Here is a 24017-nt window from a genome sequence, read left to right on the forward strand (position 1 = left end):
GAGGCGAGGAGCGTTTAAACACGCGGATTGTACAGGAGTGACGCTACACGACAGGTCGTTTTTCCCCGCGCGCCGTCTCGTTTTCCGGCATGGCGGCCGGGCATGCGATCATCGCTTATCAATGTCGATGACACGATGATGAACGTAACGCTTCAATCAGGCTCCGACGCGACGCAACGGTGCACGCGCTGCGGCGCGGCGTTTCATTGCGGCGCGCTCGCCGGCGCTGCGACGTGCTGGTGCGCAACCTTGCCCGCGCTGCCGCGCGAACGCTTGCGGCCGGACTCGACTTGCCTGTGCCGCGCATGCCTGGCGGCGGAGATAGGCCAAGCGTCACGCTGATATCAGGGTGCGACAAATCGCGCCACGTTCGGTTTCACTATAGGCGCAAGCGGGATAATGTCGCATGGACCGCACGCACTCAATCACCCGATGCATCGCATAACCAATACCGGACGGGTCAACCTCGGTCACCTTTTCTGGCTTCGCTCGCTGGCGATCATCGGCCAGTTGACGACCATCGCCGTCGTGCAGATTTTCTACAGCGCGAAGCTGCCCTTGCCGGCCATGCTCCTCGTCGTCGCGCTCGAAATGTTCTTCAACGGGCTGACGTGGCTGCGCGTGGCGCGGGCTCAGCCGGAAACCAATGTCGAACTCTTCGGCCAGATGTGGGTCGACTTAGGCGCGCTCTCCGCGCTTCTGTTTCTCTCGGGCGGCTCGACCAATCCGTTCGTCACCTTGTATCTGCCGTCGCTGGCCATTTCCGCGGCCATTCTGCCGTGGACCATGACCGCGTGGCTCGCGCTCTTCGCGGTCTCTTGTTATGCGCTCCTGAGCTACAACTACGTGCCGCTCAACATAGAGAATCCATCGAATCTGTTCGACTACTTCCGCACGGGTCTGTGGGTGAACTTCATGGTGAGCGTCGGGCTGATCGGCTGGTTCGTCGCACGCATGTCGCGGGCGCTGCGCGTGCGTGACGCCGCGCTCGCCGACGCCCAGCAACGCCATCTGCGCGACGAACGCGCCGTTGCCCTTGGCGTGCAGGCGGCCACCGTTGCGCACGAAATGGGCACGCCGCTGTCCACCATTGCAATGCTGAGCGAGGAATTGCGCGATTCCGCCGCGCACGACCGCAACCTCGCGCCTTACGCGGCCGACTTCGAATTGCTCGAACAGCAGATGGCGCTGTGCACCTCGGCGCTCGCGCGCTTGCGCAGCCGCGCGACGGGGCCGTCGAATCGCCAGCCGCTTCGCGAATGGCTCGCGAGCTTCATCGAGCAATGGCGGCTGCGGCATCCGCAAGTGAAGTTCGAGCATGCGGGCAACACGCCGGAGTCCATGTCCATCGACGATTCCGTTGCCATCGGTCAGATTCTCACGATCTTGCTGGACAACGCAGCGCGCGCGAGCAGCGAGCTCGTGACCTTGCAGGCATCGGCTGAAAGGGTGGAAGGCGTGCAGATGGTGCGCTTCGATATCTGCGATCGCGGGCCGGGCATTCCGCCCGCGCTGCGTTCGAGCCTGGGCGCCGCGCCAGTGGACAGCACGCAGGGCGGCCACGGCGTCGGGCTATACCTTGCGTTCGCGGCGGCGGCGCGCCTGCAGGGATCGATAGAACTCGCGGCGGATCAGCCACGCGGCACGCGCGCGATCTTGCGTCTGCCGAATTTTGGCGCATCGCCCGCCGATGAAGCACGAACCGAATCAAGCGGCGCGGCGTGAGCACGACGCCGGCCAACATTGGAGAAAGAAGCATGAGCGACATGAATTTCCTTATCATCGACGACGACGAGGTTTTTTCGGGCATTCTCGCGCGCGGCCTGGTTCGGCGCGGCTACACCGCGCATCAGGCGCACGACGCGAGCGAAGCGCTGAAGCTCGCCAATCAGCACAAGTTCGGCCAGATCACGGTCGATCTTCACCTCGGCAACGATTCCGGTTTGCGGCTTGTCTCGCCGCTGCGCGACTTGCAGCCGGACGCGCGCATTCTCGTGCTGACGGGCTACGCGAGCATTGCGACGGCGGTTCAGGCGGTAAAGGACGGCGCGGACAATTATCTGGCGAAGCCCGCGAACGTCGAGTCCATTCTCGCCGCGCTGCATGAACAGGCGAGCGAGCAGACGGCGGAAGAAGCGATTGAGAATCCGACTTTGCTTTCCGTGGCGCGGCTCGAGTGGGAGCACATTCAGCGGGCGCTGGCCGAGAACAACGGCAATATTTCGGCGACGGCGCGTGCGCTCAACATGCACCGGCGGACGTTGCAGCGGAAGCTGGCGAAGAAGCCCGTGCGCCAATAAAAAAAAGAACCGCCCAAGCCGGGGGAACGAGGGCGGTAATCGGAGAGTTACAACGACTACGTGCATATACAGGGGAATACGCACAGGGAAAGAATACGTCGACTCGTTGCGGCCAAATATACGATTATTCCGAATCTAGGAAGACTCCTAGAAAGCTGCGATTCAGCAGGAACTTGAAGGCGGCGAGCATCCTCGGCGCAGCACTGAACGACAGCGAGCGCGCACGCGCAACGCAAGCGTCCATCGCTTGCACGACAACGCCAGTTTTCGTCCGCCTTTCGCCTCACATCTCATCCGCCGTATTCTCCGCATTCGATCTCAAGAAGGCCGCAACCCGCGCCGTAAAGCTCTCTGTGCGCGAACCTGAGTTCGCACCACGCCGTCCGTGGGCGTCGTCTGCGGGGCGTGGGACCAGACGGACCGGCGCGGAAAGCTCGACGCTCGAACGCCGGTCGACGAAGCGCTGGTCGACAGAGGAGACATCGATGAACTGGTTTGACCGCCTTTCCGTGTTTGGCAAGCTCGTGCTGTCATTCGCGGTGGTGATTGTATTTACCGCATGCGTGGGCGTGACCGGCGTCGTATCGCTGGCGAAGATGAACAGCTTGATCGGCGAGATCGGCGCCAAACACATGGACGGCCTTTACTGGGTCGAGGAAGCCAACAAGCACAAGCTGAACACCGACCTCGCCGCCGCGAATCTCACCTTCGCCGACGATGCCGGCAAGGCGAAGCTCAAGGAAGGCATGACCGCCTCGCTCGCAAGCATGCACCAGGCGCTCGACAACCTGCGCCCCACGATGACGACGACGGATGGCCGCGCGCTCTACGACTCGGCGGCGCAGGCTATCGCCGGATGGGAAGACATCGTGCATATGCAGATCGGCACGAAACCCATGCCGACGGACGTCGATCAGATGGGTCTCATTGCCCGTGCGATCGATGCCAGCGAGAAAGCGCGCGCATCGCTCGAACGTCTCGCCGACTTCAAGCGTGAGCGCGCAACCGGCGCACGCAACAACGCGGCGTCCGAATACCAGACGATGCGCGTCGTGATGCTCGCACTCGTGCTCGGCGCGATGGCGGCCGGCGGCTTGCTCGCGGTCTTGATCGGCAGGCGGCTGTCGGCGCAGCTCGGCGGCGAGCCGGGCTATGCGGCGCAAATTGCGAACCGTATCGCGGAAGGCGATCTGACGGCGCGTGTGCAAACGCGTCCGGGCGACGACAGCAGCATGCTTCACAGCCTCGGCAACATGAGCGTGAAGCTGGCGGAGATCGTCGGCGGCATCCGGCATTCGAGCGAATCGATTCTGTTCGCATCGCGTGAAATCGCACAAGGCAACACCGACTTGTCGCAACGCACGGAAGAGCAGGCGGCGTCGCTAGAAGAAACCGCGTCGAGCATGGAGCAGCTCACCGCGACCGTGCGTCAGAACGCCAGCAACGCCGATGAAGCCAGCGGCCTGGCGCGCGGCGCATCGGATGTCTCGACGCGCGGCAGCGAACTCGTCGGCGAAGTGGTGGACAACATGCGCGAACTCGCGGCGGGCTCGAAGCGAATGACGGACATCATCGCGGTGATCGAAGGCATCGCGTTTCAGACCAATATCCTGGCGCTGAATGCCGCTGTCGAAGCGGCGCGCGCGGGCGAGGAAGGACGCGGTTTCGCGGTCGTCGCCGGTGAAGTGCGTTCGCTTGCGCAACGCAGCGCGATGTCGGCGAAGGAGATCAAGGAACTGATCGAAGCGTCGACGGCGCGGGTGGACAGCGGAGCGGCGATCGCCGAGCGCGCGGGTTCGACCATGGCCGAAGTGACGGAAGCCGTGCAGCGCGTGACGGACATCATGGCGCAGATTTCGGCGGCCTCGCACGAGCAGAGCGCGGGCATCGAACAGGTGAATCGCGCGGTGGCGCAAATGGACCAGGTGACGCAGCAGAACGCGGCGTTGGTCGAGCAAGCGGCGGCCGCTGCGGGCGCGATGGCCGATCAGGCCGAGCAACTGAAGGGCGCGGTCGCGGTGTTCGAACTGGACGGGCGCGGGTAATTCGGTTCGCGCTGGCCGCTTGCGATGGCAGCCTGCGTCGAATGTCGCCGACGGCGAGCAGCGGACGCGCTAGCGTTTCGGCGCTCATCGTGCGGTCGCGTTCGAGCGGGCCGCGCATGAATCTCGGCGCCAATGCGCCTTTCGCAACGATGTGTACGAAGCGCTCATCACCGCAAGCCTCCCGTAATATCACCTCGCTTGCCACCCTGCATCCCACTCCGTAAACTCGCGCCAGTTTCCAGAACACCCGCGCCGCACGAAACGGCGTCAATGTCGAGAAGGAGTTGTTTCCCATGTCCAATCCCTATTTCCCGCGCTGGCCCGTCCAGCCGGATGCGCAAGGCGGCCGCGTCGTCGGCCCCGATGAGCGCCTGCCCTGGCCGCAGATGTTCGCCATGGGCATTCAGCACGTCGTCGCCATGTTCGGCTCGACCGTGCTCGCGCCGCTTCTCATGGGCTTCGATCCCAATCTGTGCATTTTCATGTCGGGCATCGGCACGCTGCTTTTCTTCGTGCTGGTCGGCGGACGTGTGCCTAGCTATCTCGGTTCGAGCTTCGCGTTCATCGGGCTCGTCATAGCGGTGACGGGCTACAGCGGCCACGGCCCGAACATGAACATTCCCGTTGCGCTCGGCGGCATCGTGGCGTGCGGCGTGGCTTACGCGATCATCGGTGCAATCGTCACGGCGGTCGGCACGAAGTGGATCGAAGCGCTGATGCCGCCCGTCGTCACCGGTGCGATCGTCTGCGTGATCGGACTGAATCTCGCGCCTATCGCCGTGAAAGGCGTGAGCGCCAGCAACTTCGATTCGTGGATGGCGCTCGTCACCGTGCTCTGCGTGGGCGGCGTGGCCGTGTTCGCGCGCGGCATGGCGCAGCGCCTGTTGATTCTGATCGGGCTGGCGATTGCCTACATCATCTACGCGGTGCTGACCAATGGCATGAGCATGGGCAAACCGATCGACTTCTCGATCGTCGCGAACGCCGCGTGGTTCGGCATGCCGCACTTCACCGCGCCCGTGTTCGAACCGCAGGCGATGACCCTGCTCGCGCCCATCGCGATCATTCTCGTCGCCGAGAACCTCGGCCACATCAAGGCGGTCGGCGCGATGACGGGACAGAGTCTCGACCGTTACATCGGACGCGCGTTCATCGGCGACGGACTGGCGACCATCGTCTCCGGTTTCGCGGGCGGCACGGGCGTGACGACTTATGCGGAGAACATCGGCGTGATGGCCGTCACGAAGATTTATTCGACGCTCGTGTTCGCCATCGCGGCATTGTTCGCCATCGTGCTCGGCTTCTCGCCGAAGTTCGGCGCGGTCATTCAAACCATTCCGGGGCCGGTGCTCGGCGGCGTGTCGATCGTGGTGTTCGGGCTGATTGCGGTGACGGGCGCGCGCATCTGGGTGGTCAACAAGGTGGACTTCTCGGATAACCGCAATCTGATCGTCGCGGCCGTCACGCTCGTGCTCGGCGCGGGCGACTTCACGCTCAAACTCGGCGGTTTCGCGCTTGGTGGGATTGGCACCGCGACGTTCGGCGCGATCATTCTGTATGCGCTGCTGCGCCGGCGTGGGTCGGGCGTGGTCTGATGACAAAGCGCCTGCGCGCCCGGTGGAACGCACGCGCAGGCAAGAGAGCATGCTCTCAAGCCGACAACCCCCGCTTCCGATTCACCAGCGCGGTCTCCGCCAGATCGATCTCCCGGATGAGCTTGTTCAACGTCTCGTCGTTGATCGTCTGAGCCGCGCGTAACCTGAACAACTCGGCCCGCTCGGCGCGCATCGCGGCCATGCGCAGCCGTGTCTCGACCATTTCGCTTCTCTTCGCGGCCACGCGTGGCGCTTCCTCATCGCCGAGGGATTCCAGCCTTCGCCGGTAAATGCCCATCACACGCGCGGATGAATCCGTGCAGCGCGCCGCCGCCGTTTCGTCCATCTGCTCGATGAGCGTCTCGTGCGTGTCGTCGATAGCGCGTATCGCCGCCTGCGCGATGCGCCGCCGCGCCATGCGCTCCTCCGCCGCGTAGGGCTTGTCGATGCGCGCGGTGCCGCGCAAGAGAATAGGCAAGCCGATGACCGCGATGACGAGCGACACCAGGATCACCGCCGACGCGATGAAGATTGCCACGTCGCGACCCGCGAGCGGCGTGCCGTTATCGAGCGTGACCGGCAGCGAGAGCACGCCCGCGAGTGTGACCGCGCCGCGCACGCCGCCAATCGTGGTCATGGCGAGCGTGCGAAAACCGGGCGCCGCGCCAATGCCCTGTTTCGCGGCGTTGCGGCTCGCCACCCAGCGCAGGCAATACACCCACACGAAGCGCAACGCATACAACGCGACGACGGTCGCAAGCACATAGCCGATCAAAAGGCCCACTTGAGCGTCGCCATCGTGATGTGCTTCGATCAGCGCCTGCCCGATCACGTGCGGCAACTGCAGGCCGAGCAGAATGAACACCATTCCGTTGAAGACGAACTCGATCATCGCCCAGGTGCTCGTCATGCGGATACGCACCGCGCTCGGAATGCTGTCGCGCAGGCTCTGGATGTTCATCATCATCCCCGCCGATACCGCCGCCAGAATGCCCGAGCAACCCGCGCGCTCGGCGATCACGTAGGCGGCGAACGGAATCAGCACGGTGAGAATGACGCCCGCAGCGGGGTCGTCGTCCTCGGAAAACTTGAGGATGCGCGCGGGTATCTCCGTGATCGCCCAACTGATCGCCGCGCCGATGGCGAGCCCGCCCGCCGCGATGATGAAGAAGCTGACGGTCGCGTCGCGCAGGGAGAACACGCCGGTGAGCGCCGCCGCGATGGCGAACTTCAGCGCGACGAGGCCGGACGCGTCGTTCATCAGCGCTTCGCCTTCGAGGATATGCATGAGGTTCGGCGGAATGCGATTGCGCCCGGCAATGCCCGTCAGCGCGACGGCATCCGTCGGCGAAAGCACGGCCGCGAGCGCAAACGCGACGGGCAGCGGCATCTCGGGAATCATCGCGTGCAGGAAGTAGCCGAGCAGCCCGACCGTGATGAACACGAGGCCGAGCGCGAGCATGAGTATCGCGCGGCGCTGCATGTAGAGCTCGCGCTTCGGAATGCGCCAGCCATCCGCGAAAAGCAGCGGCGGAATGAACAGCAGCATGAAGAGTTCGGGATCGAACGTGACGTGAAGCCCGAAGCCGTGCCACGCCAGCACCGCGCCGATGGCGATCTGGATCAGCGGCAGTGGCAGCTTGACCGGAAGCAGGCTCAGTCCGAAGCCGGACAGCGCGACCACCATCAGAAGAATGAGTACGGTGAAGACGATTTCCATATGTGCGGTACTGCACGACGCAAAGAGGCGAAAGCCCTTGATGCCGTCTAGCATTGTTCGGGCGACGCGAAAGTTTATCGCGTGAGCCGGTCAGGGTTGATATACGGTGATATACGACGCTCGCACCGCGGAGGTGCGCATGCACGCGAAATCGCCTGATAGCGGTGCACATTCCACCTAAAACGCCGACAAATCCACATGCATTGCTCGCATGGAGCTTGCTTTATCGTCAGCCACGGGGGACGCAAGACTCCCGGCAGATCAACGAGGGCTGTTCTATGAAATCGGTATTGGACGGGGCCGGGGCGGGACCGGTCAGGCTTGGCCAGGCAAGAGATTCGGCGTTTTGCGGGAGGGCACGGACATGGTGATCGCGAATCCGGAAAAGGCGACGGTCACCACGCGTAGCTTCGAACTGGGCGTGACCTCGGGCTTCGACCGCTATTCCGTCGAACATGGCGACCTGACGCTCTCGAGCGTCTTCCAGCCGGTCTTCAGCCTTTCGCATATGCGCGCGGTCGGCTACGAAGGCTTGTTGCGCGCGCATGACTCGCTCGATCGTCCGGTTCCTCCGGTCGATGTTTTCGGGCAGGCATCGCGTATTGGCGAAGCCATGCTAATCGACCGGCTGGCGCAGGCGCTGCATCTGGAAAACTTCAAGATGCTGGGCGCGCAGACCGAATGGCTCTTTCTCAACGTGCATCCCGGCGCGCTGACCGAGCCGTATCACGCCGCCGCGTTGATGGCCAACCTCAAGCGGCTGCATATCGAGCCGCGCCGCGTCGTGCTCGAAGTGCTGGAGCAGAGCGCCGAAGACATGGAACGGCTCGCGCTCGCCGTGCAGCAGTTCCGCGATCAGGGCTTTCTCATTGCGCTGGACGACTTCGGCGCCGGACATACGAACATCGAACGCATCTGGCAACTCGATCCGGATATCGTGAAGCTCGATCGCGTGATGCTGTCGCACGCCGGGCAGAACGTGCACGCGCCTTCGTCGTCGCGCACGATCAAGCAGCGGCAGAACATGGAAGCGGTGCTTTCGGGCATCGTGTCCTTGCTGCACGAAGCGGGCAAGCTCGTGCTGATAGAAGGCGTCGAGACCGAACACGAGGCGCAATTGGCGCTTGCGAGCGGCGCGGACTTCGTGCAGGGCTTCTTCTTCGCGCGGCCGCATCCGGGTCTCGCGGATGGCGACCACGCGAAAACCGTCATCGGCGAACTCACCGAGCGCTACCGCTTGCAGACCGAGGCGCGCGAACGGCGCGTGGCGACGCGTCTGCAACCCTACGTGCGTGCCTTCGAGCGCGCGGCGGAACGGCTTGCGGCGGGCGAGCCGCTCGACGAAGTGTGCTGGAACTTCCTCGCGCTCGATAACGCCGCCCGCTGCTTCCTGCTCGACGCCAACGGTCGCCAGGCGGGCCGCAATGTCGTGCTGCGCGCCGACCGCGCGGCGCACGAAGCACGATTTCTCCCGCTGATCGACGCGCAAGGCGCGAACTGGCTGCGCCGGCCGTATTTTCGGGCGGCGCTCGGCGAGCCGGAGCGCGTGCACGTGACGAAGCCGTATCTGTCGATCAACGAGGCGATGCCTTGCGTCACGTTGTCGGTGGAGACGCGGCTCGACGGCAAGCGCTGCGTGCTGTGCGGCGACATCGACTGGATCTCGGACGACGAGCTCGTCTGAGAGCCGAGGCGTCACACGTCCCGATCATTTCGCCACGACGACCGGAATTCCCTTCAGGCTCGATGCGCCCTTCATCGTTTCGATGGACGCGCGCACCGCGTCGCCCGTCGCCGCTTCAATGCCGATGCGCGCCGCGATATCGCGTTCGCCGCGCTTGACCATCGCGAGGCTGGCGAGCTTCACGTGACCGTAGCCGCGCACGCGTTCGAAGAGCGCGGCAAGCGCCAACACGTCTTGCGCGTTGTGCGTATCGCGGTTGGCGAGCGCGCGTTGCATCGTGAGTTCGTAATCGCTGGCGAGTTGACGCTCCATGCGCCGTTCGAGCGTCTTGCCGAACGGATCGAGCACCGTGCCGCGCAGCGCGCGAAATCTCGACAAGCCGCCGAGCACGGACCACATCCATTGACCGAACACCTTCTTTTTCGGCGCGCGTGACATGGCGGGCGGCGCGAGATTGAACTTCACGGTGTAGTCGTCGCCGGCCGCGCCTTCGAACTGCGCGGCGAGCGCGGCGCGAAACGCCGGGTCCGTGTAGAGGCGCGCGACTTCGTACTCGTCCTTCACTGCGAGCAGCTTGTAGAACGTGACCGCAACGGCGCGCGTGAGGGCGTCATCGCCCGATGCGGCCTCGACGAGCTTGCGATAACGCGCGACATACTTCGCGCCGCCATACGCGAGAAGCCGTTCCTCGCGGTCGCGGATCAGCTCGCGCAAGGGCATGTCCGCCATCGCGACACGCTTGTTTTCCTTCGATGCCGCCAGCGCTTCCAGCGCGCTCGCATCCGCCGCCGCGAGCCGTCCGATGGCGAAGGCCAGCTTGTTCGCGGCCACCGCCACGTTGTTCAGTTCGAGCGCGCGCATGAGCGCCGCGTGCGACAACGGCACGAGCCCCAACTGCCACGCGAAGCCCAGCATCAGAATGTTCGCGCCGATGGTGTCGCCGAGAAAGCGCGTGGCGAGCGCCTGTGCATCGCAGCTTCGGAGCGCGTCGGCGGCATGGGGCCCGGCTGCGTGCCGCATCTTGTCGATGAGCGCATCCGCGTGAAGATTCGCCTCGGGGTTCTGCACGAAACTCGCGTTGGCGATAGCGTGCGTGTTCACGACGATCTTCGTTCTGTCGTGCCGCACCGTTTGCAAGGCTTCGGGACTCGCGCCCACCACCATGTCGCAAGCGAGCAGCAAGTCGGCCTGTTGCGTGTCGATGCGCACCTGGTTCAGAAGCGCATCGGTCGCGGCGAAGCGCACGAACGACAGCACCGAGCCGCCTTTCTGCGCGAAGCCCATGAAGTCGAGCACCGACGCGCTCTTGCCTTCCAGATGCGCCGCCATGCTGATGAGCGCGCCCACGGTGACCACGCCCGTGCCGCCTACGCCCGTGACCAGGATGTCATAGGGCGCAGCGCCGAGGTGCGCTTGCGGCAAGGGCAGGGAATCGACCTTTCGCGCGAGTTCGGCTGGATCGAACGCGTGGCCTTCCGCCTTCTTGAGCTTCGCGCCTTCGAGCGTGACGAAGCTCGGGCAGAAGCCATTCACGCACGAATAGTCCTTGTTGCACGACGACTGATCGATGCGGCGCTTTCTTCCCAACTCCGTTTCCACCGGTTCGACCGATAGACAGTTCGACTTCACGCCGCAGTCGCCGCAACCTTCGCACACCGCTTCGTTGATGAAGAGCCGCTTGTCTGGATCGGGAAATTCGCCTTTCTTGCGGCGGCGGCGCTTCTCGGCGGCGCAGGTCTGGTCGTAGATGAGCACGGTGACGCCCGGCGTGTCGCGCAGACGGCGCTGCACGGCATCGAGTTCGTCGCGATGATGAAACGTCGTGCCGCGCGGAAACTGATCTTCGTGGCCGTCGTACTTTTCGGGCTCGTCGCTGACCACGACGAGCAGCGCAATGCCTTCGGCTTCCACTTGCCGCGCGATTTGCGGCACGGAAATGCTGCCATCGACGGGCTGGCCGCCGGTCATCGCGACGGCGTCGTTATAGAGAATCTTGTACGTGATGTTCGTCTTCGCGGCCACGGCTTGACGAATCGCGAGAATGCCCGAGTGGAAATAGGTGCCGTCGCCCAGGTTCTGAAACACGTGCGGCGTTTTCGTGAACATGGAATGCGAAGCCCAATCGACGCCTTCGCCGCCCATCTGAATGAGACCGGTCGTGTCGCGCTCCATCCACGAAGCCATGAAGTGACAGCCGATGCCCGCCTGCGCCACCGACCCTTCGGGCACCTTCGTCGACGTGTTGTGCGGACAGCCCGAGCAGAAGTAGGGCGTGCGCTTCACGGCATCGGCGATATTGGACAGAATTTGCGGCGCGACGAGATCCACCACTTTGTCGCGGCGATCGAGCGCGGGCTTGTGACGCGCGAGCCATTGCGCGAACACCGGCAGCACGCGCGAGGGCCGCAACTCGCCGAGCGCGGACAGAAGCGGCGCGCCATCTTGCGCCGTCTTGCCGATCACGACGGGACGCGCACCTTGCGCGCGGTTGTAGAGATGGTCCTTGATCTGCTGCTCGATGACCGGCCCTTTCTCCTCGATCACGAGCACTTCCGCGAGCCCTTCGACGAACGATTCGAGCCGCGTCGTTTCGAGCGGATACGAGAGCCCGACCTTGTAGATGCGCACGCCCGCCGCATCCAGATCGGCGATGGTGAGATCGAGGCGGCGCAGCGTTTCCATGAGATCGAGATGCGCCTTGCCGCACGTCACGATTCCCACGTTGGCGCGCGGGCTCGGCGCAATCCATTTGTCGATGCTGTTTTCGCGCGCGAAGTGCCGCACCGCTTCTATCTTCGCGGCGAGGCGCGATTCGATGGTGAGACTTGGCAGATCGGGCCAGCGGTTGTTCAATCCGCCCGGCGGCGGCGTGAAGTCTTGCGGCGCTGGCCAGTCACGGCGGATGCCGTCCAGATCGACGGTCGAGCCGGATTCGACCGTCTCTGAAATCGCCTTGAAGCCGACCCACGCGCCCGAAAAGCGCGACAGCGCCCAGCCGTAGAGACCGAACTCCAGCATGTCGGCCACGTTCGACGGATTCACCACCGGCATGTGCCACGCGATCATCGCTTGATCGCTCTGATGCGGCATCGACGAAGACACGCAGCCGTGATCGTCGCCGGCGACGACGAGCACGCCTCCATGCGGCGAAGAACCGTAGGCGTTGCCGTGCTTGAGCGCATCGCCCGCGCGGTCCACGCCAGGGCCTTTGCCGTACCACATCGCGAAGACGCCATCGACGGTGCGCTCCGGGTCCGATTCAACGCGCTGCGTGCCGAGCACCGCCGTGCCGCCGAGTTCCTCGTTGATCGCGGGCAGAAAGCGCACGTCGTGCGACGCGAGCAGTTTCTTCGCCTTCCACAATTGCTGATCGACCATGCCGAGCGGCGAGCCTCGATAGCCGCTCACGAAACCGGCCGTGTTGAGATTCGCCGCGCGGTCGAGTTCGCGCTGCATCAGGACGAGCCGCACGAGCGCCTGCGTGCCGGTAAGGAAGATGCGGCCGCTCGTGGCGCTCAGGTTGTCGGTCAGTCGATAGCCCGACAATGCCGGTTCTTTAGAGTGCGAGGCGAATGAGTCAGCGGGAACACGCGCGTTCATGGAGTCTCCGTTCTTTTAGGTACGCGGGGCAGGTCTCCATTTTTCGCTGTCGAAGGCGGAAAGTTTTTGCGCACTTCCCGACTATCGCGTTCTCTCGGAAAGTAATTGGATTAATTTCGAGATAACCGAGCGGAATCTTCTCGATTGCCGGTGTGCTCACGTATACCCGAAGCGGGATCGTGCATGCTTTGGGTCTAACCTGAACGCCCGACGATCGCCCCAAGAAGGATGCCGATGAAGCTCTATTACTGGCCGAAGACCCGCGCTTTTCGCGCGCTGTGGATGCTCGAGGAAATGCGCGTGCCTTACGACCTCGAATTCGTGAACATCCGCGCGGGCATACAGAACGAGCCCGCGTTCTGCCGCGTCAATCCGATGTCGAAACTGCCCGCGCTGGAAGACGGCGACGTCAAGGTGGCGGAGTCGGGCGCGCTGCTGCTGTATCTCACGGATCGCTATCCGGAAACGAAGCTCGGCGCTTCGCCGCACGACCCGTTGCGCGGCCGCTTTCTGCAGTGGATGTTCTTCACCGGTTCATGTCTCGAACCCGCGATGGCCGAACGCATGACCGGCGCACAAGGAAACACGGTGAGCTTCGGATGGGGCGATCTGGCGCGCGTGGAGCGCGCCATCGAAGGCGCGCTCGAAGAAGGCCCGTGGCTGCTCGGCGAACAGTTCAGCGCCGCCGACATCCTCGCGGCGAGCACGCTGCAGATTGCGTTCATGGCGAAGCTGATCGCGCCGCAGGGCGTGCTCTTCGATTATGTCGAACGGGCGGTGGCGCGCGATGGTCATGAACGCGCGGCGGCGATCGATCATCGGGAAGCGGAGCGGCTCGCGTTACGGCCGCATACCGGCGCGATCACGCCGCCCGCGCATTGAATGAGATTTAGGGAAACGTGCGCGGCTTAGGAATTCCCGCACCGGCTTCGATGTCCGCTACCGCGCGTCGATGCGCAAGCTCGACCGCGGCGGCGGAATCGGCAAGGCCGTCGCCGCCGACCGTGGACCACGCTTGCACGGGTTTGTCGTTATGACGGATTTCGTACTCCGCATCCCAGCGCGCGCCTTGCAACTCGAGCGGCTTGACGTGGATTGCGTAGACGCCATAAAGGAAGACCTGCTCCGGCATGATGCCCTCCCGATCAGGATAAGCAGCGGCGCGCCGCTGCTCCTACAGTTCGATTTCCCCGAGAATTCGATGCGCAAGCGCGCGCGCTTCTTCCAGCGCTTCGTGCTCGTTCTCCGATGCGGCTTCCACTTCGTAGAGTGTCGGCTCGGTGTCTTCGCCGTCGTCGCGTTCGAGTGAGACGAGACCCTGATACTTGTCCCCGTCGATGGCGCGCACGCCGATCGTCGCGGTATAGATGCCTTTCGTGTACGTCGTGTCTTCCATGAGCGCCTCCGGCAAGGACGAAATCATGCTAGCACGCGGTCATGGAACGCGTATGACGCCGTGCTACCGGAGCAGCTCCTCCACTTCTTCGAGCGATGGCGAATGCCCGCCCGAATGCCGGCACGCCGCCGCGCCTGCCGCCAGCGCGAACTTCAGGTGATCGGGCCATTGGCCGTGACGCGCCATCAGGCTATAGAGCAAGCCGCCGATGGACGCATCGCCGGCGCCGACCGTATCCGCCACTTCGACGCTCGGCGGCCGCGCGCGATATTCCTGGCCATCCGCATAAAGCGTGGCTTCGTCCGAACCGCGCGTGACGAGCACGGTGGCTTGCGGGTTCATCACGCGGATTTGCGCGAGCGCGTCCGCTTCGGACAAGCCCTTGAACAGCATGTGCAGGTCTTCGTCGGAGACCTTGATGAGATCGGCGAGGGCGGCCATCTTGCGCAGCGTCGGCTCGTAGCCGTGCTCCATCAAGTTGCGATAGTTCGGATCGAAGCTGATCTTCACGCCGTGCTGACGCAGTTGCGCGGCGAGCGCGGCGAGCGTGTTGCCGAGCGGTTGACGCACGAGGCTGATGCAGCCGAAATGCGCCCACTTCACGCGCTCCATCCAGCCTTGCGGCAGCTTCGACGGATCGAACGCGAGGTCCGCGCCGTTCTCGCCCATGAAGTAGTAAGTGGGCGGCTGCGTCTTGTGGACGATGGCGAGCAGCGGCGGACGTTCCACTCGCTGCAGGAAACGCATGTCGAGGCCGGCGGCGACGCTTGCGTCCCAGAGATCGTCGGAGAAATTATCGGTGCCGAGCGACCCGGCCGCCGCCGTCGGCAACCCGAGACGCGCAACCGCGCGCGCCACGTTCCAGCCCGCGCCGCCCGGACGCGAAAGCCAGCTCGACACGTCGGTGCGGATCATGTCCGTGAGGATGTCGCCTGCGGAAACGAATTGCGGAAAGGTCTCGGATGTCTTCTCGGTTGCCATGCGCGTCACCGTTGTGTCGAATGGGACCCGAGCGCGTTCAGCACTTCGTAGCACGCGCCCATGGTGTGATAGTCGGTCTTGCCGGCGGGACTTTTCTCGTCGCCGTACTTGCGGTTGTCGCACGTGAGGATGCGATACCACGCGCCGTATTCGTGATCGACGAAGTGTTCCCAGCTATAGCGCCAGAGTTCGTCGTAGCTGTCCCAGAAGCGCTCGCGGCCCGTGCGCGCGCCGAGCAGCGCCGCCGCCGCGAAGCTTTCGGCCTGCACCCAGAAGTACTTGTCGTGATCGCAGATGGTGTCGTCGGGGCCGAAGCCGTAATAGAGGCCGCCATGACGATCGTCCCAGGCGCGGCAGAAGCCTGCATCGAACAATTCGATGGCGCGTGGCGCAAGCCACGGCAGCGCGCGATGCCGCTCCAGGATCAGCAGCAGCTTCGCCCATTCGGTCTGATGCCCCGGCTGAAAACCCCACGGACGAAAAATGTTCGAGCTGTCGGATTCGTTGTAATGCCAGTCCACCGACCAGTCGCGCTTGAAGTGTTCCCAGACGAGGCCGTGAGAAAGCTTCGCCTGCCGCAGCGTGATGTTGCCCGCGATCTTCTCCGCGCGATCCAGATAAATCACGTGGCCGGTGGCTTCATACGCGGCGAGCAGCGCCTCGGTCGCGTGCATGTTGGCGTTCTGCCCGCGATAGTCGGACAACTGCCAGTCGGGCGTGGCCTCGTCGGCGTAGAGACCTGCTTCGGCGTCCCAGAAGCGGCGCTCCATCAGCGCGAAAGTCTCGTCGATGAACGGCTTCGCTTCGTCGATGCCCGCCATGGCTGCGTGCGCGCAAGCAAGCAGCACGAACGCATGGCCATAGCAATGACGCGTGCCGTCGAGCGTGTTCGCCTGGCCGTCGCGCCATTCGATTTCCCAGTCGTAGCCTTCGTGCTTCGCGTCCCAGTGGGCGTCGCGCAGGAATTGGAACGCGTGGCGCGCCCAATCCTGATACGACGGATCGCCGAAATGGCGATAAGCCATCGCGTAATTGAAGACGAAGCGCGTGCTGCTGACGAGATGGCGCGTGGTGCGGTCGTAGACGCGGCCGTCGTCCTTGAAGAAGTGGAAAAAGCCGCCTGACTCGTCGCGCGCGGTGGGCGCGTAGAACGCGAGCGTGTCGCGCACGTGCGAGAGCAGGAAGTCGCGGCTGCGGAAATCGACGCTCGCTTGCGGCGCGGTTTCCACGGGGGATGCGGTCAGGTTCATGTGTCGCTCATCTCATATCTGGCCGGAGCTCGCGCGGGCGATGAAATCGACGCCCACCAGCGTGTCGGCCTGCCCCGGCGGGTTCGCATTGTCCTCCAGCAACAAGTCGACGCCACGACGGCCGAGCGCTTCCTTGTCGACCGTCACGGTCGAAAGCGGCGGCGTGCTCTGCGCGGCGGCCGGGATATCGTCGAAACCGACGAAGGCGATGTCCTCCGGCACGCGCATGCCGTGCGCGAGGCATACGCGCATGGCGGCGAGGGCCGCTGCATCGTTATAGGCAAAAACCGCGTCGGGCAAAGGAATGGATTGCGCGCGCGACTCGCCGATCAGCCGCTGCATGGCGTCGGCGGCGGCGAGATCGGGAGGCGATCCAGGGTGCGTGACGAGTTCCAGCATTGGGTCGAACAGCAGGCCGGCATCGAAATACGCCTTGCGATAGCCAAGCGCGCGCTGCGCGATGCTGTAATGCGCGAGCGACCCGCCGATGAACGCCACGCGCCGCCGCCCCTGCGCGAACAGATGCTGCATTGCAAGCGACGCGCCCCTTACGTTGTCGATATTCACCGAGCGAAAGCCCGGCGCGCGCAGGTCGATGAGCACCGTGGGGCGCGCCAGCGAGTGCAGATGCGCAAGCAGTTCCGGCTCGACGAAGCCCGCGACCGCGATGGCGTCGGGAGCGTGCAGGCGCATTTGCTGCGCGAGATCGAGCGTGGGACCCGCGGTCAATACCGACGGCACGAGCCGATGTTCGCGGCAGGCTTCCTCGAAGCCATGCAGCACATGCGAGAAAAACGGGCTGGCGGCGAAGTTGTTGTGCTGCCTATGCAGCAGAAACGTGACACGGCGAATGCGCGTGCGCAATTGCGCGGCATCGTAACCGAGTTGCTGCGCGACTTCGACGACGCGCACGCGCGTGGCTTCCGACAGCCCCGGCTGGTTCTTGAGCGCGCGTGACACCGTCCCGATCGAGACGCTTGCCGCGCGCGCGACATCGCGAATGGTGGTGGCCATCGTGGTGATTCTGTCTCCGCGGATTTCCTGCGGCGCGCGCGGTGTTTAGCGCGAACCGGCTACATTCGTTTTGCGGCGATTGTATAGTAAAAAACCGCAAAACAAACCGTGGGGACAGGGTGGGGAAACCACTAAGCCCAATGCTGTATGGCGTTTGAAGCCTTCTTGTTTGTTTAGTAAAAAGCAGAAAATATTTACATCGAGCCTTCGCGCTCGTGTACCGAACGCTTGTCGGGCGTCCAAACGTCGAGCAGAAGGTCGTCGTCCCAGTAGTGGCACAAGAGTGGCAAGCCCATTCGACCGCGCAAGCGCGCGTGCACGTCTTCGCCGGTATGCGTCCAGCCTTCCATGGGTTTTCGCCAGTGGCATGCCACGACCGTTCCGTCCGGCGTAAGCGTGCGGCGCACATGTTCGACGATATGCCACAGCTGCGGCTCGTCGAGGTAGTAGCCGATTTCGCTGAGGAGCACGAGATCGAACTTGCCTTCGGGCCACGCGTCCGGAAGCAGCATGTGCTCGACCGTCACGTTGTCGAATTGCGCGATGCGCTGCCGCGTTAGCTCGACGGCGTCCGCGCTGATGTCCGTGGCGACGACTTCGTCGCAGCGCGCCGCAAGCAGCGCCGTTAGTTCACCGTTGCCGCAGCCCGGTTCGAACGCGCGCGCGTAGCGGTCGTTGGGAAGCGTGGCTAGCGTCAACGCGCGCTTGCGGCGTTCGTACCAACGGTTCCTGATCTTCCAGGGATCGTCGTTGTCCTTGTAAAGCTGGTCAAAGTACTGCTTCGGATCGTTGATGTTGCTCATATGAGAATGACTTCGAAGGGCCTCGTCAGGCGGGCCAGGACATGCTCGGGCAGAACCGGCGCTTGTCCGGTCGTCTTATCCGGCTCGGTCTGGCTTCTGAAGGCTTGCACGGCCCGAAGCTTCCTGGTGTGCGTTGCCGCGTCCAGTGCGATGCGCCGCGCGCGGCTCCACGGCACGCGCGAATCGTCCGGCGACGCCCAGTGCCAGGTCCAAAGCGGCACTTCGATAAACGGCAAACCAAGCTCGTTCGCGGCCAGACACGTGGCGCGCCCGACGGCCTCGTGATCGGGATGGCCATCGTACCGCCACGTAGTGAAAACGATGTCACCAGGCTGAAGAAATTTAGCCAGAAGTACTGATAGATCCGCTTCGATTTGTCGCGCCCCGCCATCCGGCAAGCCCAGCCGGACGACTTGCGCGTTACGCAGATGCAGCCGCTGCAGGGCGTCCCGCGTTTCTTGCGGACGTACGCTGGCAAGGCGATCCGGCGTCCATTCGGTCGATTCCGGATGGCTCGCGGTGCCGTCCGTCACGGCGACGATCAACACGTTTCGGCTTAATTCCGAGAGGCGTGAAAGTAATCCGCCCGTACCGAGCACTTCGTCGTCCGGGTGTGGCGCCACGACGACAGCGCGGCCGCCCAGCGGGACGAGATGGGCGGGATCGACTTCCGGTAGCGCGCTCAGCTTGCCCCAGTCCTGCCAGCTTTTCTCGGGCGTGCCTCGCCCTTCGATTACCCTGTCGTGCTCCGGCGCACCGGTTTCGGCGAGCGCCTTCGGCTCTTGCGTCGTCAAACTTTCCATGAGTCAGGCTCCCGTTCGAGCAGATGTTCCGCGAGCGATGCCTCGTCGCGTTCCGCGTGGCTTTGTCTGATGAAAACTGGCAAATCCGCCATCAAGTGAGCGAAGTGATCGTCGCGGCAGAGCGGCGCCGCTCCGAGCGCGCGGCCCGCATGCTCGATGACATGCGCGGCGCAGCGTTCGGCCGCCAGACGCGCGCGCATGGCGGCGAGCATGGCGTTGGCCTGCGGCTCGCGGTCGATGAATGCCGCCGTTTCGCGCAGCAGCGCGGCCGTGGCGCAAAGCGTGGTGTCGATGGCGCCGAGATGCGCGAGCTTGTACGGATCGGCGCCGCGTCGCGCGCCCTTTTCGACGAAGCGCGCAATGCCCGCCGCCGCGCCGAACCAGCACGCTGCAATGCCCGCGCCGCCTTGCCAGAAGCCAGGGCGCTCGACATAGCTTCCCGGCTTGCCGATTCGCCGCGCAGGCACGTTGTCGAAGTGGACATCGACGCTCGCGCTTGCTTGCATGCCGACGGCAAACCAGCCTTCGCGCGTCACCTTGACGCCCGGCTGGCGGATATCAACGGCGGCGAGCATCGGCTCTCCGCGCTCGTTCCAAGCCGTCACGAGCGCGTGTGTCACCGAAGCCGCACCGGAACACCACGCCTTGACGCCGTGAAGAAGCACGTCGTCCGACTCCGGGTTGCCGATGGCCGCAAGGCGGGCGTTCGGCGGCTCGGCGGCCCATACGCCCCACGCTTCGTTCGAGGCGTGATGCTCTTCGTCGAGTTCGGCGAGGATGGCGAGCGCGTCCGTATGGCCTTCGTACAGTTTGACGAGCGCGAGGTCGAAAGCGGCGACGGCGCCGAGCGCGCGCCAGCGCTCACGCGTGGCGCCGCGTCCGGGCAAGGGCAGCCGGTCGAGGCGCGCGTCGATCAGAACGCGTAGGGCGCGAGCCGTGTCGTCTGCGTTGCCGCGCTGAAAAGACAAATCTCCGAGACATGCTTGCAGGGCGGATGCCGATACAAGCGGCTCGGCGGCCGAGGCGAGTGACATGGCGTGACTCACTCCCGATCTTCGCTGTGCTGGAGGGCGCTAGCGTTCCGCATGGACATCTCCTGTTCTCGTTTGCGCATTACTTGGACAAGAGTGTGGCAAGCGACATGCCCGGACGCCATTCAGCCAGACGGGATAAGCAAAAGCGCCGGACAGGAGTCAGGCAAATCCGACTTACGCCGTCCGGCCGAGTCGACGGTATCGATCAGACGGGTTCAAATGCACAAAGGCCGCACGAGGCGGCCTTTGTCGGGGAAACGATGATGGACGTGTCAGCGCCGCGCGGTTGCGGCGATGTTCTTGCCTTCGCGCGGGGGTTCAGCCGCGGTCTTGCGCGCGCCCCAACGTTGCGCCAGGACCGCGCACACCATTAACTGAATTTGATGGAACAACATCAACGGGAGCACGACCGCGCCAACCGTATGGGACGCGAAAATCACCTTCGCCATTGGAATGCCGGAAGCAAGGCTCTTCTTCGAACCGCAGAAGATGATGGTGATCTGATCGGCGCGGCTGAAACCGAGACGCCGCGCGGTGAAGGCCGTTACCAGGAGCGCGACGGTGAGCAGCAGCACGTTGACGACGAGAAGGCCCAAAAGCGTGGAAGCGGAAATCGAATGCCAGATGCCTTCGTTTACGGCTTCGCTGAACGCGACATAGACCACGAGCAGAATCGAGCCTTGATCGACGAACTTGAGCACCGCCTTGCGCCGGTCGATCCACTTGCCGATAGCCGGACGCAGCAACTGCCCCGCCACGAACGGCACGAGCAATTGCATGACGATACTGCCAACCGTATGCCAGGGCGAACCCGTTGTCGCACCATTGCTCGTCACGAGCAAGCCGACGAGCGCAGGCGTGATGAAGATGCCAAGCAGGCTGGACGCCGACGCGCTGCATACGGCGGCAGGCACGTTGCCTTTTGCCATCGATGTGAACGCGATCGACGACTGCACCGTGGAGGGCAATGTGCACAGGAACAGAATGCCGGTGTAGAGAGCAGGCGTGACAAGCGGCATGAGCAACGGCTTGAGCGCGAAGCCAAGCAACGGGAACAGCACGAAAGTGCTCAACAGAACGAGCAGATGCAGCCGCCAGTGTGTTGCGCCAGCGACGATCGCCTCGCGGGAAAGCTTTGCGCCGTGCAGAAAGAACAGCAGCCCGATTGCAACGTTGGTGATCCAGTTGAACGCCGTGGCCACGTTGCCGCGACAAGGCAAAAAGCTCGCGAGGATGACCGTGCTGACGAGCGCCAGCGTGAAGTTATCAGGAAGAAGTTTGGGCCGCGCCATCGGTTGGATCTCGCACTCGTGCTTACGGGCCGAATTGTTCGGGTGCCGCACGCGTCAAGTCAGTAAAAACCATGATTTTCGCTCGTAGGCGATTGAAAAGGCAAATTCATTTACAGGATTGATTGATTACCACCGCGCATGAGCGCGCTTGTTTTCCTTCGATGCAGAAGCATCAACCGGGCCGCCAGACTGGTCACTTCGACAGTGCGCAAATCCTCCGTGAGCGACTTTTTTCATCGGACGATTTGTCTTTCAAATCAGCAGGATGCAGCGGAAAAACTCCGACGTAACATGGTGTTACAACCATGAATCGGGCCTAACACTTTTTGGCTCGACGGACGACGCCGGGCGAAATAAATTGTGGAACATGCCGGTCGACGAGTGCGCGCGAGATCTCCTCGCCGTCGCCATTGGTCCGACTTTGACCGGTTGTCCGTTGGGCGTCGACTTCTCTTTTTGCGTCGCCAGCGGGCAGGAATGGTGTCGGACACTGGCTGTTTTCTCGACATGGCGCTCATCGGCATACGCACTACGACTCGCTTTCTTGCAGCCACCGCGATCTCTTCGCTGGCGGTCGCGGGTTCGCTCGCGCTCGCCGGTCCGCGTGTCGAATGGCTGTCGTCGGCGGTGTTTCAAGATTCCGCGAGCAGCCGTCAGTCGCTGCACCATACGCCGGTTGCCGCCAAGGACGGTCTCACGCCAGTGAGCGCCGAAGTGCGGCCCGTGCCGCGCGCCGAACAGGCGGCGTCGCTCAGAGGCGCGGGTTCCATTCGCGCGGACATCGCCCGCTATAACGAAGAGCGCAGCCTGCCACGTCAACCCGGCCGCCCGGTCGATGACGGCCGCACCTCCGGCAACGCCAACTTCCGCAACTGAGCTTCATCTGCTGCGACGTCTTGTTGCAATTCCGCAATGCTTGCGCGTTAACTTCGTGGTTAACTAAAAATTAATTGCGCGTCTAGTTGCGCCGTGACGGTGACGCAATCACGCCACAGTTGTTCATTCGTGACCGCATAAACATTCCTCTCTTTTCGCGCTGCACGGACAATGCGCCCTGCGCGGGATTTCGCAATCCAAAGCAGTTTCGATTTCCCTTTCATCGCCTTCAAAGGCGCGCCGTTGCTCGGCTTCCTATAAAGACCGCTCGGAACGATTCGGCTTTGACGCGAGAAGCGACGCGCATCGAAGCGTGAAAAGGCGCGCCTGCCTATTCAAACCGTGATACCCGCAATAACCAAAAACATTTTTGACCGGAAAAATGGTCCGTAAAGATGGTGCCGCTCCACTAGCGACACCGCTCTCGCCGAAATCATTAGCCGACAGAAGAGGCGAGTGCACCGTTCCTCGCCCGCCAAGCATTCAATTTTTGACAAACGACAGGAGAGTTCATGAAGCCAACCGTCAACCGTGCGATGAAGACCACGGTCAAGGCCACCGTAGTCGCCGCCATGTTCGGCTTTCTCGCCGCGGGCGCGGCGCAGGCGCAATCGAGCGTCTCGCTTTACGGTCAGGTCGACGAATGGGTCGGCGCACAAAAGTTTCCCGGCGGCGATCGCGCCTGGAATGTGAGCGGCGGCGGTATGTCCACGTCGTACTGGGGCTTGAAGGGCGCCGAAGATCTGGGCAACGGCTACAAGGCGATCTTCACCCTGGAAAGCTTCTTCCGCGCGCAGAACGGCCAATACGGTCGCTTCCAGGGCGACACGTTCTTTGCACGTAACTCGTATGTCGGTATTCAAGGGCCGATCGGTACGTTCACCGCTGGCCGCCTGACGACGCAGTTGTTCGTTTCGACGATTCTGTTCAACCCGTTCGTCGACTCGTATGTCTTCTCGCCGATGGTCTATCACGTGTTCCTCGGTCAGGGCACGTTCCCGACCTACACGACGGATCAGGGCGTGACGGGCGATTCGGGCTGGAACAACTCGTTGCAGTACACGACACCCGACTTCAACGGCTTGTCCGGCAGCGCGATGTACAGCTTCGGCAACAACGCGGGCGATGGCCGCTCGAAGAAGTACAGCGCGCAGTTCCTGTACTTCCACGGCCCGTTCGCCGCGACCGGCGTTTATCAATATGTGAACTTCAACAACACGCCGGGCGATCTGGTTACCTCGAACGCCTTCGCCATTCCCGGCTACAAGAGCCAGAGCGTTGCCCAGTTGGGTGCGTCGTACGACTTGAAGTACGTGAAGTTCTTCGCCCAGTACATGTACACGAAGAACGACATCGACCCCGGCACGTTCCACGTGAACACGGGGCAGGGCGGTGTGACGGTGCCGCTCGGCCCGGGCCTGGTAATGGCGTCCTATGCGTATTCGCGCAGCAACGGCGGTCTGGACCAGACGCATAAGAGCTGGGCCGTAGGCTACGACTACCCGCTGTCGAAGCGCACCGACGTCTATGCCGCGTACCTGAACGACAAGTACACGAGCATGTCTTCGGGCGATACCTTCGGCGTCGGCATCCGCGCCAAGTTCTGAGTCTTGCGGCAGCAAAC

Annotated in this window: 20 protein-coding genes; 9 read left to right on the forward strand and 11 right to left on the reverse strand. The window is 63.4% G+C overall.

The features are described from left to right. Nucleotides 1-138 precede the first annotated feature (138 nt). From NCR98_RS00565 to NCR98_RS00585, 5 genes are all read left to right on the forward strand, one after another. Nucleotides 139-342: a cysteine-rich CWC family protein gene (locus tag NCR98_RS00565; protein WP_350029494.1), complete on the forward strand. Its 204-nt coding sequence runs from the start codon at nucleotides 139-141 to the stop codon at nucleotides 340-342. A gap of 90 nt (nucleotides 343-432) precedes the next feature. Further along, entirely contained in the window at nucleotides 433-1725 is a 1293-nt protein-coding gene (locus tag NCR98_RS00570) for an ATP-binding protein (RefSeq protein WP_250525275.1), read from the forward strand. A 32-nt stretch (nucleotides 1726-1757) separates the two neighbouring features. Beyond that, nucleotides 1758-2300, forward strand: coding sequence for a response regulator transcription factor (locus NCR98_RS00575; protein WP_244826758.1), 543 nt, complete (start codon nucleotides 1758-1760; stop codon nucleotides 2298-2300). A gap of 485 nt (nucleotides 2301-2785) precedes the next feature. After that, nucleotides 2786-4345: a methyl-accepting chemotaxis protein gene (locus NCR98_RS00580; protein WP_244826759.1), complete on the forward strand. Its 1560-nt coding sequence runs from the start codon at nucleotides 2786-2788 to the stop codon at nucleotides 4343-4345. Nucleotides 4346-4638: 293 nt separating this feature from the next. Then, nucleotides 4639-5940 (forward strand): solute carrier family 23 protein, encoded by a 1302-nt coding sequence (locus NCR98_RS00585; protein WP_250462612.1) that lies wholly within the window; start codon nucleotides 4639-4641, stop codon nucleotides 5938-5940. Between the two features lie 55 nt (nucleotides 5941-5995). Here NCR98_RS00585 and NCR98_RS00590 read toward each other — a convergent pair whose 3' ends face one another. Further along, the gene (locus tag NCR98_RS00590) at nucleotides 5996-7660 is read right to left on the reverse strand and encodes a Na+/H+ antiporter (RefSeq protein ID WP_250525276.1); all 1665 of its coding nucleotides are present in this window, start codon (nucleotides 7658-7660) and stop codon (nucleotides 5996-5998) included. Between the two features lie 364 nt (nucleotides 7661-8024). On the opposite strand from NCR98_RS00590, the gene NCR98_RS00595 reads away from it, so the two are divergent. Further along, on the forward strand, nucleotides 8025-9344 hold the full coding sequence (locus tag NCR98_RS00595) for a sensor domain-containing phosphodiesterase (protein WP_244826761.1): 1320 nt from the start codon (nucleotides 8025-8027) through the stop codon (nucleotides 9342-9344). A 24-nt stretch (nucleotides 9345-9368) separates the two neighbouring features. Here the strand turns inward: NCR98_RS00595 and NCR98_RS00600 are convergent, their stop codons facing one another. Further along, nucleotides 9369-12944, reverse strand: coding sequence for an indolepyruvate ferredoxin oxidoreductase family protein (locus NCR98_RS00600; RefSeq protein WP_250525277.1), 3576 nt, complete (start codon nucleotides 12942-12944; stop codon nucleotides 9369-9371). A 234-nt stretch (nucleotides 12945-13178) separates the two neighbouring features. On the opposite strand from NCR98_RS00600, the gene NCR98_RS00605 reads away from it, so the two are divergent. Beyond that, the gene (locus tag NCR98_RS00605; RefSeq protein WP_250525278.1) at nucleotides 13179-13826 is read left to right on the forward strand and encodes a glutathione S-transferase family protein; all 648 of its coding nucleotides are present in this window, start codon (nucleotides 13179-13181) and stop codon (nucleotides 13824-13826) included. Between the two features lie 7 nt (nucleotides 13827-13833). On the opposite strand, the gene NCR98_RS00610 is transcribed toward NCR98_RS00605, so the two are convergent. The 9 genes from NCR98_RS00610 to NCR98_RS00650 form a co-directional block, all read right to left on the reverse strand. Next, complete coding sequence (locus tag NCR98_RS00610) at nucleotides 13834-14076, reverse strand: hypothetical protein (RefSeq protein WP_244826764.1); 243 nt, start codon at nucleotides 14074-14076, stop codon at nucleotides 13834-13836. 42 nt (nucleotides 14077-14118) lie between these two features. Then, nucleotides 14119-14340, reverse strand: a complete 222-nt coding sequence (locus NCR98_RS00615; protein WP_244828154.1) for a hypothetical protein — start codon at nucleotides 14338-14340, stop codon at nucleotides 14119-14121. A gap of 63 nt (nucleotides 14341-14403) precedes the next feature. Beyond that, on the reverse strand, nucleotides 14404-15321 hold the full coding sequence (locus NCR98_RS00620) for a carbohydrate kinase family protein (protein WP_250525279.1): 918 nt from the start codon (nucleotides 15319-15321) through the stop codon (nucleotides 14404-14406). 5 nt (nucleotides 15322-15326) lie between these two features. Continuing rightward, nucleotides 15327-16571 (reverse strand): AGE family epimerase/isomerase, encoded by a 1245-nt coding sequence (locus tag NCR98_RS00625; protein WP_250462623.1) that lies wholly within the window; start codon nucleotides 16569-16571, stop codon nucleotides 15327-15329. Between the two features lie 12 nt (nucleotides 16572-16583). After that, nucleotides 16584-17585 carry a LacI family DNA-binding transcriptional regulator gene (locus tag NCR98_RS00630; protein WP_244826767.1) on the reverse strand — a complete coding sequence of 334 codons (1002 nt, stop codon included), beginning with the start codon at nucleotides 17583-17585 and terminating at the stop codon, nucleotides 16584-16586. Between the two features lie 194 nt (nucleotides 17586-17779). Continuing rightward, nucleotides 17780-18388, reverse strand: coding sequence for a class I SAM-dependent DNA methyltransferase (locus NCR98_RS00635; protein WP_244826768.1), 609 nt, complete (start codon nucleotides 18386-18388; stop codon nucleotides 17780-17782). After that, a complete protein-coding gene (locus NCR98_RS00640; protein WP_250525280.1) occupies nucleotides 18385-19191 on the reverse strand; it encodes a PIG-L deacetylase family protein in 807 nt (268 codons plus the stop codon). The genes NCR98_RS00635 and NCR98_RS00640 overlap by 4 nt, the downstream gene beginning before the upstream one ends. Continuing rightward, nucleotides 19179-20225, reverse strand: a complete 1047-nt coding sequence (locus NCR98_RS00645) for an acyl-CoA dehydrogenase family protein (protein WP_250525281.1) — start codon at nucleotides 20223-20225, stop codon at nucleotides 19179-19181. Before NCR98_RS00645 ends, NCR98_RS00640 begins: the two co-directional genes overlap by 13 nt. Nucleotides 20226-20497: 272 nt before the next feature. Next, nucleotides 20498-21517, reverse strand: a complete 1020-nt coding sequence (locus NCR98_RS00650) for a bile acid:sodium symporter family protein (RefSeq protein WP_250508459.1) — start codon at nucleotides 21515-21517, stop codon at nucleotides 20498-20500. Between the two features lie 477 nt (nucleotides 21518-21994). Between NCR98_RS00650 and NCR98_RS00655 the strand changes: the two genes are divergently transcribed. Further along, entirely contained in the window at nucleotides 21995-22393 is a 399-nt protein-coding gene (locus NCR98_RS00655) for a hypothetical protein (RefSeq protein WP_244826772.1), read from the forward strand. A gap of 512 nt (nucleotides 22394-22905) precedes the next feature. Next, on the forward strand, nucleotides 22906-24000 hold the full coding sequence (locus NCR98_RS00660; RefSeq protein ID WP_244826773.1) for a porin: 1095 nt from the start codon (nucleotides 22906-22908) through the stop codon (nucleotides 23998-24000). Nucleotides 24001-24017 lie beyond the last annotated feature (17 nt).

This window comes from Caballeronia sp. GAWG2-1 (assembly GCF_023631405.1).
GTDB lineage: Bacteria > Pseudomonadota > Gammaproteobacteria > Burkholderiales > Burkholderiaceae > Caballeronia.